At 72.1% G+C, this 14266-nt stretch carries 8 protein-coding genes and 2 pseudogenes; 6 read left to right on the forward strand and 4 right to left on the reverse strand.

Annotation, left to right across the window (positions count from 1 at the left end; genetic code table 11):
* Positions 1 to 199 precede the first annotated feature (199 nt).
* The 4 genes and pseudogenes from OG289_RS10420 to OG289_RS10435 all read left to right on the forward strand — a co-directional run.
* Entirely contained in the window at positions 200 to 835 is a 636-nt protein-coding gene (locus OG289_RS10420; RefSeq protein ID WP_327320635.1) for a hypothetical protein, read from the forward strand.
* A 231-nt stretch (positions 836 to 1066) separates the two neighbouring features.
* A pseudogene (locus tag OG289_RS10425) lies at positions 1067 to 1482 on the forward strand (SRPBCC family protein); the annotation flags it as partial.
* Positions 1483 to 1729: 247 nt separating this feature from the next.
* Complete coding sequence (locus tag OG289_RS10430; RefSeq protein WP_327313731.1) at positions 1730 to 3292, forward strand: APC family permease; 1563 nt, start codon at positions 1730 to 1732, stop codon at positions 3290 to 3292.
* 15 nt (positions 3293 to 3307) lie between these two features.
* Positions 3308 to 3962, forward strand: a pseudogene (locus OG289_RS10435) (hypothetical protein); the annotation flags it as partial.
* A gap of 3 nt (positions 3963 to 3965) precedes the next feature.
* Here the strand turns inward: OG289_RS10435 and OG289_RS10440 are convergent.
* The 4 genes from OG289_RS10440 to OG289_RS10455 form a co-directional block, all read right to left on the reverse strand.
* A complete protein-coding gene (locus OG289_RS10440; RefSeq protein ID WP_327313732.1) occupies positions 3966 to 8588 on the reverse strand; it encodes a hypothetical protein in 4623 nt (1540 codons plus the stop codon).
* Between the two features lie 72 nt (positions 8589 to 8660).
* Positions 8661 to 9548, reverse strand: a complete 888-nt coding sequence (locus OG289_RS10445; protein ID WP_327313733.1) for a hypothetical protein — start codon at positions 9546 to 9548, stop codon at positions 8661 to 8663.
* 52 nt (positions 9549 to 9600) lie between these two features.
* Positions 9601 to 11127, reverse strand: a complete 1527-nt coding sequence (locus OG289_RS10450) for a hypothetical protein (protein ID WP_327313734.1) — start codon at positions 11125 to 11127, stop codon at positions 9601 to 9603.
* Positions 11128 to 11230: 103 nt separating this feature from the next.
* Positions 11231 to 11938 (reverse strand): GntR family transcriptional regulator, encoded by a 708-nt coding sequence (locus tag OG289_RS10455; protein ID WP_327313735.1) that lies wholly within the window; start codon positions 11936 to 11938, stop codon positions 11231 to 11233.
* Between the two features lie 172 nt (positions 11939 to 12110).
* Between OG289_RS10455 and OG289_RS10460 the strand changes: the two genes are divergently transcribed.
* On the forward strand, positions 12111 to 13412 hold the full coding sequence (locus tag OG289_RS10460) for an MFS transporter (protein WP_327313736.1): 1302 nt from the start codon (positions 12111 to 12113) through the stop codon (positions 13410 to 13412).
* Between the two features lie 8 nt (positions 13413 to 13420).
* Complete coding sequence (locus OG289_RS10465; protein ID WP_442819076.1) at positions 13421 to 14263, forward strand: putative hydro-lyase; 843 nt, start codon at positions 13421 to 13423, stop codon at positions 14261 to 14263.
* The last annotated feature ends 3 nt before the right edge of the window (positions 14264 to 14266 follow it).

Genomic DNA, 14266 nt, shown 5'->3' on the forward strand with positions numbered 1-14266 from the left:
TGGCCAGAATTTTTCGCAACTTGGGAATCTTCGTGGCAGGTCGTTCGTCCTACTCACTGGGAATTGGGGGCGGAATCGGCCACACGAGCCGTATGCCGCACCTGGGCGGCGTAATTCAGCGCAAGCCGGGCAGCCACTGGGGAGCCGGGTCTTCGATCCGGAGGCGAGCGGTCTGCTGGCGGTGGGGAGTGACACGGTGATGGGCACGGCGGAGCGGCGTAAGGCACCTGAGAACGGCGCGGTGGCGCGGGGTACGGCGCTGCGGGATCCCGAGGTGTCGGATCGCGACATTCCGACGAACGGGCACGTGACAGCGGAGCGGCACGACGCTTCGACGGATCGGCGCAGGGCGAGCGACCGCGGCGCTGCGGCGGGCGCGGCGCGAGAGGGCGTCCGGCGGGCGGGTGCCGTCGGCGCGACTGCCACAGGGCAGGGACGGGCGGCCTACCGGCCGTTGTGGGTGGAAGAGCCCGCGCGTCGGCGCCGGATGCCCGACCCGGTACGTACGGCGGCTGTGCGTGCGGTGCTCATCATCGCCGTGACGCTGATTCAGGCGATGGTCGCCTTCCTGTGCACCCTGGCCGGATCCTGGCTGGCCTTCCCCATGGTGATCAGCGCTGTGGTCAGCACGGTGCTGGCCACCTGGGGTGCGCTGGACGTGTGGGTGACACGGCAGGTGTGGAACCAGCGCAACGGCGTGGTGTCGACGCCGAGCAGTACGGCGCGTTCGCTGCGCCGTGAGCGCCGCCGGGCACGACGCCAGGCACGGATCGCCGAGCGCGCGCAGGAGCGGATACGCAGGCAGAGCGGCACCGGGCAGCTGTCCCACTCCTGAGGCCGGGCGACGCGTTCCTGAGACGAGCAGCGACACGCTCCCCGTCCGACCACGGTCAGGCCGCAGTCAGTCCCGTGGTCAGGCTGCGCCGGACGCCATCCGTCCCTCCTCCCGGGCCAGTTCGCGAAGGGCCCGCATGAAGGGGCGGGGGGCCGTCGAAGGCCAGTGCGGCGGTGATCCGACCCTCGCGTTCGCACAGGGCGAGGAAGCCGCCCTCGGCGGGGGTGCCGTCGTCCAGTCCACGGGTTGATCAAGGTGTCCCTGCGCGAGTGGCTCGGCTACGCCTGGGTGTGCCTGGCCGACGAGCCCCCGTCCTTCGAGGACACCGTGCTGCACGCATCCGTCGAACGGCTCGGCGACGCGGCCGCGATCGAGCATTACGGCACCGAGAACCTCGGCCTCGGCCGAGGGGCGTCTACGGCCCGAAGGCGAACTGGAGGCTGGTCGTCGAGGACTTCGTGGAGTGCTGCCACCGCGCCACGATCCACCCCGAACTCACCGAATTCCTCCCGGAGTTCGCCGACGGCTACGCGGCCCGGTACCACGTGGACCACGGCGCCGGGTTCGGTGAGGAGATCCGGGGCTTCACTGTCGACGGCAGCGAGGGCTTCGACAAGCTGCCGTCGGTGAGCGAGGACCAGGACCGGACCGCAGGCCGAGTGGGGTGACTTCAAGCAGTCCGGCTTCGGCCGCGAACTGGGGCCGTCGGGGCTCGCCGAGTACCGCGAGGCGAAGCACGTCTGGCGCAACACCAACCCTTCCCTTCAAGGTTGGTTCGACGCCCGCGCACAACTCCGCCCACGCACAACTCCCTCCTCCGCCCTCCGCCCCCGCACTGATCCCGGTACCCGCAGCTCGATCGGCTCCCTCCCGTCGCCCACCAGGAGTCCGCTCATGACGACAACCGAGCAACCGCCAGGCCCACAGCAGGACGACGCCGAGCTCGCCGAGTTCGGCTACAAACCCGAACTCAAGCGCACCCTCGGCAACTTCCACACCTTCGCCGCGGGCATCAGCTACATCTCGATCCTGACCGGCACCTTCCAGCTCTTCTACTTCGGCTACGGCAGCGGCGGCCCCGCCTACTGGTGGTCGTGGCCGATGGTGTTCGTCGGCCAGTTCACGGTCGCCCTGTGCTTCGCGGAGCTGGCCGCCCGCTATCCGGTCGCGGGCTCCGTCTACAACTGGTCGAAGAAGATCGGCAATCCGCATCTGGGCTGGCTGGCCGGCTGGATGATGCTGATCGCCTCGATCGTGTCGATCTCCGCCGTGGCACTGGCCTACCAGTTGACGCTGCCGCAGATCTCCTCGACGTTCCAGTTCGTGGGGGACGGCACCGGCAAGTACGACGTCGCGACCAACGCGGTCGTCCTGGCTGCCGTGTTGATCCTGTTCACCACGTTGGTCAACGCGTTCGGCGTCAAGTTGATGGCGACGATCAACACGGCCGGCGTGTTCATCGAGTTGATCGCCACGGTCGTGTTGATCGTCCTGTTCGCCGTCCACATCACCCGCGGCCCGCAGGTGGTCACGGAGACGAACGGCACCGGAGCGGGTTACGGGGCCGGGTATCTCGGCGCGTTCCTCGTGGCCTCGCTGGCCTCGGCGTACGTCATGTACGGCTTCGACACGGCCGCCTCGCTCGGCGAGGAGTCCATCGACCCGTCCCGCAACGCGCCCCGCGCGATCATCCGGGCGATCGTCGCCTCCTTCGTCCTCGGCGGGCTGATCCTGCTGCTCGCGCTGATGAGCGTCTCCAGCCTGAAGGGCGAGAAGCTGTCCACGGACGGGCTGCAGTACATCGTGCTCGACGTGCTCGGTCCGACGGCCGGCAAGGCGATGCTGTGGTGCGTGCTGATCGCCGTCACGGTGTGCGCCCTGGCCGTCCACACGGCGGCGATCCGGCTGGCGTTCGCGATGGCCCGCGACAACAACCTCCCGGGGTCCTCACGGCTGGCCAAGTGCAGTCCCCGCTTCCAGACCCCGTTGCTGCCGACCGTGATCATCGGTGTGCTGGCGCTGGCGATCCTCGTCGTCAATATCCGGCAGCCGCAGATCGTCACAGTCGTCACCAGCATCGGGATCATCATGATCTACCTCGCCTACCTGGGCGTGACCGGCCCGATGCTGGTGGCGCGGCTGCGCGGCAAGTGGCAGCCGGCGGGCGACGGGAAGTTCTCGCTCGGCCGCTGGGGGCTGCTCGTCAACATCGTCGCGGTGGTGTGGGGCGCCGCGATGACGATCAACCTGATCTGGCCGCGGGCCTCGGTCTACAACGCGGCCGCGCCATTCCACTGGTACCTGAAGTGGGGCGCCGTCCTGTTCGTCGCCGTGATCGCGGGTGGCGGCTTCGCCTACTACTGGTTCCTACAGCGGCACAGGACCGGTGTGCTCGAGGAGCACCGGCTGGGAACCTCCGCGGCGACCGCTCCCCTCGCCGCCCCGACGGCCGACTGAGGAGATCGGCAGCTCATGCGCATCGGCGAGTTCGACTACGTCGTGGGCGGCGGCACGGCGGGCAACGTGGTCGCGGCCCGGCTCTCCGAGGACCCCTCGGTCGCGGTGTGCGTCCTGGAGGCCGGTCCGAGCGACGTCGGCGACGACGACGTCCTCAAACTGGAGCGCACGATGAGCCTGCTGGAGTCCGGCTACGACGGGGACTACCCGGTCGAGCCCCAGGCCAGCGGCAACAGCTTCATGCGCCACGCCCGGGCGAAGGTGCTGGGCGGCTGCTCGTCCCACAACTCCTGTATCGCCTGTTGAGGTCGTGGTGGACTCTGCCTGCGTCGGGGAGAACCTCCAGGACCACCCCGAGGGCGTGATCATGTGGGAGGCGGGCCGGCCCATGACGACCTCGTCCTCCCAGCGGTGGGAGGCGGGCATCTTCTACGACACCGAGCCGGGTCTCGACCGGCCGGATCTGATGTTCGACCACGGGTCGGTGCCGTTCGACATGAACACCGCCCGGCACGGCTACCCCACCTCGGAGAACGCCTTCTGGCTCACACCCAACGTGACGAAGGCGAAGTCTCGCGGAACGGTACGGCTACGGACCCGGGACCACCGGGACAAGCCGATGGTGGATCCGCGGTGCTTCACGCACGAGCACGACGCGCGGGTGATGACGTAGTTAAGGGGCGCTGCCGGGCGCCGGGCGTTTGAACATCCGGGTCGCCGTGATCTCGCTGTGCCCCGCCTCCCCCGCCCGGGGCTGCTGCGGCAGTCCCGGGCGGAGGTGTTCCTCGACGCTGATGTACTTCAGGCCCGCCCGGAGGTCGGCGTCATTACGCAGCCGGATGACCAGCGGGAACTCCGCCAGCGCCGTCGTGTCGAACAGGCCGGTCGTGTACAGGAGCTGCACGCCGAGGGCGTCCGAGACCGCGCGCTGGAGCTCCAGCAGATAGGTCGCGTTGGCGCGGCCGATGGGGTTGTCGAGGAACAGGGTGCCCGCGTGCCGGTGCTTGTCCCGGCCCCGGTCGTTGCTTCTCAGGGCCGCCATCGTGCAGTACAGGGCGATGGCGGCGGTGAGCAGCTGGCCGCCGGAGAACACGTCGCCCATCTGGCCGACGGGGACGCGCTCGGCGCGCAGGACGGCGTCCGGTTTGAGGATCTCGACGGCGACGCCCTTGGGCTGGAGGGCCGCGCCGACCCCGCGCAGCAGCAGGGACATACCGTCGCGCCGCAGGTCGGAGTTCTTCTTGACGGCCGCCCGGGTCGCCTCGTCGATGACCTCCCCGAGCCGCTCGGTGAGGGTGGCCTGGTCGGGCTCCTCGAAGCGGACGCGCAGGAACTCCTGGCCGGACCACTCGCCGAGCCCCTCGGGCAGGCGGGAGAGCCGCTGGGCCGAGCGCAGGGTGGCGAGCGCGGACTCGACGAGCCCCCGCAGCCGGTCCACGATGGAGTCCCTGTTGCGCTCCAGCTGTGCCAACTCGTCAGTCAGGACGCGCAGTCGGGGCGCGAAGGCGTCCGCCCACTTCTGCGCGTGCTCGGGCAGCGCGGCGGCGGGCAGCTCACGGATCTGCTGCCGCGCGGGCGTACGGACCTGCTCGTAGCGTGTGGAGTTGGCGTGCCGTACGAGGATGTCACTGGCCTCGCGTACGGCGGACTCGGCGGCGGACAGGTCGGCGGCGCAGCCGCGCAGCGAGCGGCGGGCCTCGGCGGCCGACTGTCGGGCCTCCTCCAGGGTGCCGGGGTACGGCTCCGGCTCCTCCTGTTCCTCCTCCTGCGGGTGTTCGCGCAGCAGGTCGCGGAGCATCGCGGCGATCTCGTCGAAGCCGCCGGCCGCGTCCTCGGCGGCCCGGTGGGCGGCCAGGAGTTCGGCGTGGGCCTCGCGGGCCTGGCTCAACGCCTCGGTGCGGGAGGCAAGTTCGGCCGTCGCGGTGCGCAGCAGCGCCTGGGCGTGCTCGGCGTCGCGCGGCTGGAGCTCCTCGGCCAGCTCGGTGTGGGCCTCGCCCTCCTCGGGCGCGAGCCGCTCGTGCTCACCGCGCAGCCGCCCGAGCTGTTCGCTCGCGGTGGACATACGGGTCTCCAGGAGCTGTACCAACTCCTCCGCGCGCGCGGCGGCGGCCTGCCGGGACGGTCCGTCGGAGCCGTCGGGCGACTGCAGCAGCTGCTCGGCGCGCGTGCGGACCTTGTTGCTCAGCCGGTCCAGCTCCGTGCGCGCCGCGCTCTCGTCGCTCTCCGCACGGGCCTGCTCGGCGCGCAGGTCGGCGCCGACACCGACCTTCTCGTACAGCTGGGAGGCGGCCCGGTAGGCCTCGCGGAGGGCGGGCAGGGACGCCTTGGACGCGTCCGCGTCGGCTTCCGGTACGTCGTCGGGGGCGCCGGCGATCTCGGCGCGTTCGGCGCGCAGCGCACGGGCGGTGCGGCGGGCGTCGTCGGCGGCGCGCTGGGCTCCGCGCCGGTCCTCGTCGGCGGCCCGGGCGCGCTCCAGGCAGGCCTGGGCGCGGGCCTCCGACTCGGTGGCCTCGTCGGCGAGTTCACGCACCTTGACCTGCCAGCCGGCTCGCTCGCGCAGCCGGAAGGCGAGTCCGGCGAGGGCGTCGGCGGCCCGCCGGGCCTTCTGCGCGGCCTCCTGGCGCTCGTCGCGCGCCTGGGCGGCCTCGGCGGCGATCTCGTCGGCCTCCGCGCGCACGGTCCGCGCCTCGGCCAGCTCGGCCTCGGACTCCTCGGCGAACGCGCGCGCGTCCCCCGCGCTCCGCGCGAGCTCGGTGAGCCGCCCGGCCGGACAGCCGGTACGCCAGGAAGTCAGTCGCGCCGCCAGTTCCCGGTCCTTGCCGAGACGTGCCGCGAGCCGGCGGATGTCCTCGTCCCGCTCGGTCGCCCGCGCGCGCAGTGCCTGTCGTTCCTCGTCGGCGGCGTGCTCGTCGTGCATGGCCGGGTTCGGCGGGACGAGGAAGACGTCATCGCTGTGGGCGTCGGCGGCCGGGGTCGGTGCGAGGAGGGCGGCGGCCGTGCCGACGGCCACGGCCGACCGCGGCAGCAGGGCGGCGTCACCGAGCGCCTCACGCGCGCGTGCGTGCGAGTCGGGGTCGGTGATGATCACGCCGTCGACCAGCTCCGGCCGGGCGGCGAGCACGCGCGCGTGGTCGGCGGGGTCGACGGCCTGGGCGAGATAGCGCCAGCCGGGCAGGGCGGGGATGCCGTGCTCGCCGAGGAACTCGACGGTGGCCAGCACGTCCGGGCCGGGCGGCAGGAGTCCGCCGTCGCCGAGCGCGCCCAGGATGCGGGAGTCGTCGGCGGCGGCGGTCCGCAGCTCGAAGAGCTGCCGTTCGGCGGAGGAGACGGCGTCGTCGAGGAGTTCGCGCAGCTCGTCGGCGCAGCGGTCCAGGTCCTCGGGCGTCAGCGAGGAACCGTCGTCCGACTCGCCGTCGTGGCGCGGCTGCGGGATCTGCCGGCGTGCCCCACCACTGGTCAGGCCGAGGAGTTCCGTGAGTCGTTCCTCGCCGGCCAGGGACTCGGCGAGCCGCCGCTCGGCCTCGTACGACCGTTGCGCGGCCGTCGCCGCGTCGGCGGCCCGGGCCGCGGTGAGCTCGGCGCGGGACTCCGCCGAGGCGGCCTCGCGCGCGTGGTCGGCGGCCCTTCGCGAGGCCTCGCGGGCGGTGTCCCAGGCGGCGACGGCCGTCTTCTCGGCGTCGCTGGCGGCCAGGGCGGCGCGGGCGGGGTCGGCGTCGGGCGCGCTGTCGTCGAGCCAGCCCGCGCGGACGGCCTCGGCGGTCTCCTGCTCGACCTCGGACAGGCGCTGGCGCAGGTGCCCGACCTCGCTGCGGGCGCGCTGGGCGTCGGTGGCGGCGGACGTCGCGTCCCGGTGCGCCGATTCGCCGACCTCCTGGAGAGCGGCCGAGCGCTCCTCCTCCTCGTTGGCGAGGGTCTCGGCGTTCTCGGCGGCCCCGTGCAGGGCCCGGACGAGGTCGACGGCGGCCTTGGCGCGGGCGGCGAGGGCGGGCGCGGCGTCGCGCTCGGCCTCCTGGATCGCGGCGGAGACGCGCGCGACCCGGTCGGCGGCGGCGCGATGGCGCAACACGGCCTCGGCGGCCTGCCAGGCGGCGTGCAGGGTGCGGCCGTCGGCCAGTTCGCGCTTCTGCGCGGCTGCGGACTTCTCGGTGGCGGCGAGAGCCAACGAGGCGTGCCGGAAGGCGAGTTCGGCGGCGATCAGCGCTCTGCGCTCGCGTGCCCCCTCGGAGTGGGTGACGGCGTAGGCGGCGGCCGTGACCCGCTGGGCGAGATCACCGGACCGTACCTTCTCCCGCGTGCCCCGCGCGGACAGCCGCCGGGCCTGCGCGCGGGTGCGCCGTTCGGCCCCGGCGTGGACGTCACGCGCGCGTGCCCGAGCCTCGGCGGCCTCGACGATGCGCCCCAACAGGTCCACCGAACCGGCGGTGAAGTCCCGTTCGGCGATCAGCTCGGCGCGTCGGCCCAGCTTGTTGCCGAAGCCGCTGACCAGGTCGGCGAGCCCGTCGGTGTCCCGCGTGTCGGTCACCGCGCGCAGCAGCAGGTCGGTGAAGTCGGAGTCCTTCTTGACGGCGAAGAGGCCGGCGGCCTCGCCCTCGTCGGCGTTCATCTCCCGCTGGTAGCGGAAGAGTTCGGGGTCCAGGCCGAGCTCGCCGAGGTGCTCGATCCACCGGTCGTGGGTCTCCTCCCAGTGCACCTCCAGGTGCGGATACGCCTTCCCCGCCTCGGTGATGGCGTCCCGGAACCCCTTCATGGTGCGCCGCCGCCCCTGCGCCCCGGAGGCTCCCTCGACGGGCGGGCGGACGGCGGTTGACTCGGCGACGGGCAGGTTGTCCAGGCCCAGTCCGGGCCCCGGCCGGAACGAGTACCACGCTTCCGCGAACTTCCGCGGATCGTTCGACACCTGCCGCCCGCGCCACTCGCTGACCTTGCCGACGACGACGCACTCACCGGTGAGGACGTGCTGCCACTCCAGCGCCACGTGTCCGCAGTCGTCGGCGAGCAGGAATTTGCGCAGCACACCGGAGCTGGCGCCGCCGAGGGTGTTGCGGTGTCCCGGCAGCATCACCGAGAAGATCAGCTTGAGCAGGACGGACTTGCCGCCGCCGTTCTCCAGGAAGAGCACGCCCGCGGGCGCGGGCCGGCGCGGCGGGCCGACGGGCTCCTCCTCGAAGAACTCCGCCTGCATGGGGGCGGGATCGGGCACGACGTCGCCGACGCCCCGCAGGTCAAGCACGGTGTCGGCGTAGCGCGCACCGGCGGGCCCGATGGAGTAGAGGCGGACCCGGGACAGCTCGTACATGGCGGACTCTCGTAAGTCTTCGGCAGATCAGGGGGCAAAGGAGCTTCAGCGGCTCCACGGGCTTCAGGAGCCTCAGGAGCTTCGGGAGTGGAACGGCAGTCCGGCGTCGGCCACCAGTTCCAGGTCGTCGGTCTCCTCGGGGGGCAGCAACGTCGGCGTGCCGTCGGTGACCGGGACGACGCCCAGCTCCAGCAGCTCGGCCATGGCGGCGCCGCCCGCCATGTCGCGCACCTGGAGCTGATAGCGCGCGGTGGTCCGGTAGGTGCCGCCGTTGTCGTCTCCGGTCCGCTGGAGGAACCCGGAGTCGGTGAGGAACCCGACGGCCTTGCCGACGATGCCGGTCGTCGAACCGGCGAGTCTGCGCGCGTCCTTGGTGGCGCCGGTGGAACTGCGTCTGGCCCAGATCCGCCAGGCGGACTCCAGGCCGGGCGCGTCGGTCGCGGGGTCGGTGTTCTCGCCCTGCTCCTCCGCCCGCTCCTCCAGGCGCCGGCAGGCCTGGCGCACGAAGGCGTCGACACCGTTCACGCTGACCCGCCCGATGTACCCGTCGTCGGCCAGGTCCTCGGGCCGGGGGAAGGCCATCGCGGCGACGGCGAGATGCGCCAGCCCGTGCAGGAACCGATCGCCGCCGTCGGCGGACGTACGACGCGCGTAGTCCCCCATCCGCACGGCGAACACCGAGTCCTCGGCGGCGGTCACCGCCATCCCCGCGCGCGGGGACACCTCCAGCACGATCAGTCCGAGCCCGGCGGCGACGGCATCGGCGAGCCGGGCGAACGCCGAGTCCTCCCGGTAGCGCCGCAGCAGCTCCGCGTACTCCTGGTCCCGGGCGGGCTGCAACTTGGGCTGCAGCCCGAAGGCGACGAGCCGCGCCGCGTCGGCGGCGTCGGCGGGGGTGACGGCGGCGTTCACCGCCGGGGCGGGGGCCTCCGCGTCGCTCCACTCGACGTGCTCGGTCACGGCTTCGGCTCCTCGGTGTTCTCGTGCTCGTTCATTCGGTTCCCGGCCCGGCTCATGCCGCCTCCGTGCGGTCCGCCGCCATCCCCGCGGCGTCCAGCAGGGCGGTGCCGACGATGAGGTCGGCGCCACCGAACTCGGGGTCGTCCAGTTCCGTCCCGTCGTCCACGGCGAACAGCAGCTTCTGCTCGCCCTGGCGGTAGGCGGTACCGACCGCCGGGCTGGCCGCGTGCACCGCCAACAGCGCCACCAGATAGGGCAGATCGGCATCCAGATCACGCGCTTGAGCCAGCAGCCCCGACAGCCGGCGCGGCGCGTCCGCGGGCAGGTCGAGCAACTCCATCGCCGCGGCCAACTGCTCCTCGCTGAACCGGCTGTCGTCCGGCGTCGCGATGAGATCCGGCTCCGGCATCTCCGCCCCGAGGTGCTCCCGTTCCACCGGCGGCGTCAGCAGCAGGTCGACGAGGTCGCCCACCCGCACCGACACCGGCGTACGCAGTCCGGTGCCGCGGGCGAAGAACGCGTCGGTGACCCGGACCGCCTGCTCCAGCGGCAACGGCAGCACGGGCGCGACGAGGTGCCCGTACAGGTCGATCCCCGACGACGTCATGGGCGTGGCGAAGGCCTGCCGGTCCTGCTCGGCGCGGAACAGCGGGCCGGCCTCCAGCAGCCGGGACTGCAGCTGCGTGTGCCGGCGGATGCAGTCCTTGACGATGTCGACGAGTTCGGCCGCCCGCCGCTTGTTCTCCGCGTCCTCGATCTCGTCGCGGGCCTTGCGGATGTTGGTGAGGATCGCGTTCTCGTGGCGGTAGCGGTCCGCGACGTGGTCGAGGGCCTCGGCGATCATGTCGGGCACGGAGTTGAGCCAGTCCACCGCGCGCACGTTGCGCCGGGTGGCCTCCAGGGCGCGGCGCAGCGTCTCCGAGTACTGCACGGTGCGGTAGCGGGCCTGCTCGGCGGCCAGCTGGGCGTCGGCGAGGCGGCCGCGGCGGATGAGCACCTCGAGCTTGACCTCGGCGGCGATCTGCGCGCTGGTGACGTCGGTGTCGAGGGCGCCGACGAGGACGTTGACCGCCTCGTCGGTCGTGCGGAGGTAGACCGCGCCGCCGTAGCCGGGGATCTCCTCGATCAGCTTGAAGTCGTAGTCGCGGCGCACGTACGTGCCGTCCGGCGCGAAGGTGCCGTAGGCGGCACGGAAGCCGCGGTCGACGCTGCCGACGTTGATCAGGTTCTCCAGGACCCAGCGGGCCACCCGCTCGTGCTCGGCGACGGGCCGCCGCGGGGCCTGTGCGGCGATGCGCGGCAGGAGACGGGCCACTATCTGGTCGTGGTCGGCGCCGGTGTCGAAGTCCATGTTGAGCGTGACGAGGTCGATGGCGGCGAGGGCGATCTCCGCCATGCCGTAGACCGAGTACTCACCGGCGAGATTGGCCTTGCGTGCGTCGAGGTCGTGGATCGGCGCGGTGCAGGCGAGCGCGCGCAGCCGCCGCGCCAGCCCCTCGTCGGCGGCCGGACCCAGTGCGGGGCGCGGCCCCGCGCTGAGCTGGGGCGGAACACGGTCCGTCGAAGCAGGCGAAGTCACGGTGCACAGACTAGGTCCTCGGTCTGACATCGACCCAAACGACGCAGAAGCGACCGTCGTCACAGAGGCGCGAGACAACCTCGGTCGCCACGGGAGGGGGCCGTCACTCGCCGTCGGAAGGCTCGTCGTCCGTCCGTCGCCGGTAGACGTCGGCCACCCGGGCCAGCGAGTCGGCCAGGTACGCCTCGAGCAGTTTCTCCGCCGTCTGCTTGTCGCCGGCCTCCAGGGCCTGGAGGATCTGGCGGTTGCGCTGGAGGTAGGGCTCGTGCAGTCGGCGCGGTTCGCCGACGAGGTGGAAGGCGAGGCGCAGCTCGGCGAAGACACTGCGCATCAGCTCGTCGGTGCGGGCGCTTCCGGCCAGGGCCACGAGTTCCCGGTGGAAGTGGAAGTTGGCGGTGCCCAGTCCTTTCCAGTCATTGTCGACGGCCGCCACCTGGCCCTCCGTGACGCTCGCCCGGAGGCCGTCCAGCGCGTACGGCGGCTCCCCGAGCCCGCGCACCACGGCGCACTCGACGAGCGTGCGCGTCCGGTAGATGTCCTTGACGTCCTCGATGGTCACGACCCGGACGAACACTCCCCGGTTCAACTCGTGGACGAGCAGGCGCTCGTGGGTGAGCAGCCGGAACGCCTCGCGCAGCGTGTTGCGGGAGACCCCGAGCGCGCCGCCGATGCTGTCCTCCGACAATCGCGTCCCAGGCGTGAAATAGCCCTCGGCGATGCGGCTCCTGAGGATGTCCGAAACCCGTTCGGCCGTGCTCGTGCGGCCCAGGAGGGCGCGGTCGTCGGCCAGTCCCGCCAGCTGCTCTGCCATGCCCGGAATTCAACCGCAGACACGAGAACGAAACAACATGGGTATTGAAGGATCGTTCAACGATCCTCTACCTTCCTTTCCAGGCACCGCCCCGTCCCCACCGCGGCGACCCGCCTTCCGCACGGCACGGCTCACTCCCAGCACCCTCCGTCCTCCGTCAGCGAGGTGCCCCATGAGCACGACCCCTCCACCGCAGGCCCCGACCACCGACGCCCGCGCCACGACGACCGAACACACCCCCGACGACGGCGCGCTGGCCTGGCTGCGCGCCCTCGGTCCGCGTGGCCGGCGCGCCTTCGCCGGCGCGTTCGGCGGCTACGCCCTCGACTCCTACGACTACTTCACGCTGCCGCTGAGCATGGTCGCGCTGGCGGCGTACTTCGGTCTGGACAGCGGCCAGACCGGCCTGTTCACCACCGTCACCCTGGTCGCCTCCGCGATCGGCGGCGCCGTGGCGGGCGTCCTGGCCGACCGGATCGGCCGGGTCAGGGCCCTGATGATCACGGTGATCACCTACGCGGTCTTCACCGTCGCCTGCGGCTTCGCGCCCACCTACGAGACGCTGCTGGTCTTCCGGTCCCTCCAGGGCCTTGGCTTCGGCGGCGAGTGGGCGGTCGGCGCGATCCTGGTCGCCGAGTACGCGAGCGCGAAGCACCGGGGCCGCACCCTCGGCGCGATCCAGAGCTCGTGGGCCGTCGGCTGGGGCCTCGCGGCCCTCGCGTACACGCTGGTCTTCTCGTTCTTCGGCGACGATATGGCCTGGCGGGTGATGTTCTGGACGGGCGCCCTGCCCGCGCTGCTCGTCGTATGGATGCGGCGGCGGGTGCAGGACGCCCCGCGGGCCACGGCCGCACGCGAACAGAGTGCCGAGAAGGGCTCGTTCCCGGCGATCTTCAAGGGTCCGCTGCTGCGGACGACGCTCTTCGCGGGCCTGCTCTCCACCGGTGTGCAGGGCGGCTACTACACCCTGGCGACCTGGGTGCCGACCTACCTGAAGTCGGAGCGAGGCCTGTCGGTGGTGGGCACCGGCGGCTATCTCACCTTCCTGATCTCGGGCGCCTTCCTCGGTTACCTGACCGGCGGCTATCTCACCGACCGGTTGGGCCGACGCCGCAACATCTGGCTGTTCGCCCTGCTGTCGGCGGTGTGCATCCTGGCGTACGCGAACATCCCGAGCGGCGCGGACACCCTGCTCCTCGTGCTCGGCTTCCCGCTCGGGTTCTGTATGTCGGCGATCTTCAGTGGCTTCGGGTCCTACCTGAGCGAGCTGTATCCGACCGCCCTGCGCGGCACGGGACAGGGCTTCACCTACAACACCGGCCGCGCCGTGGGCGCCGTCTTCCCCACCACGGTCGGCTTCCTGGCCGACAGCTGGGGCGTGGGCGGTGCGCTGGTCTTCGGCGCGATCGGCTACGCCATCGCCGCCCTGGCGCTGCTGGGTCTGCCGGAGACGCGTGGAAAGGAACTGGAGTGAACCGTCCGATCCTCACGCAGGACTGCCGTCCGCCCCGCACCGAAGACCCTCCCGTCACTCTCGTCGACGAGCACGCGCACGCGTGGAGCCCCGAAACCGCCCGGGCCCGCTTCCGGGCGGGGCTGGCGGGCCCCACGGCCGGGGTCGCGGCGGGCCACACCCAGGTCAACCTCATCTCGGTGCCCGCGGACTGGGCGTACGACATGCTCCTGTTCTGCCAGCGCAACCCCAAGCCCTGTCCCGTCCTCGACGTCACGGACGCCGGTTCCTGGACGACCGTGCTGGCCGAGGGCGCGGACCTGCGCACCGATCTGCCGCGCTACCGGGTGTGGGCGGACGGGGAGCTGGTGGACGAGCCGACGGACGTGCGCGCGTACTGGCGTGACGACCTGGTGTCGTTCCTGATCGGCTGCAGCTTCACCTTCGAGTGGGCGCTGTCCGGGGCGGGCGTGCCGATCCGCCACGTCGAGCAGGGACGCAACGTCCCGATGTACGTGACGAACCGTCAGTGCCGGTCCGCCGGGCGGCTGCACGGCCCCATGGTGGTGTCCATGCGGCCGGTGCCGCCGCAGCACCTCGCGGCGGCGATCCGGGAGAGCAGTCTGCTCCCGGCGGTGCACGGCAGCCCCGTACACTGCGGCGATCCGTCGGGACTGGGCATCGACGACCTCGGCCGGCCCGACTTCGGCGACCCGGTGGACGCCGCGCCGGACGACATCCCGGTGTTCTGGGCCTGCGGTGTGACCCCGCAGGCCGCGGTGATGGCCTCGCGCCCGCCGTTCGCCCTCACCCACGCCCCGGGACAGATGTTCCTCACCGACGCCCGCGACGAGCAGTACCGCGTGGCCTGAGAA

The sequence above is a fragment of the Streptomyces sp. NBC_01235 genome (assembly GCF_035989285.1).
In the GTDB taxonomy this organism is placed as follows: Bacteria; Actinomycetota; Actinomycetes; order Streptomycetales; family Streptomycetaceae; genus Streptomyces.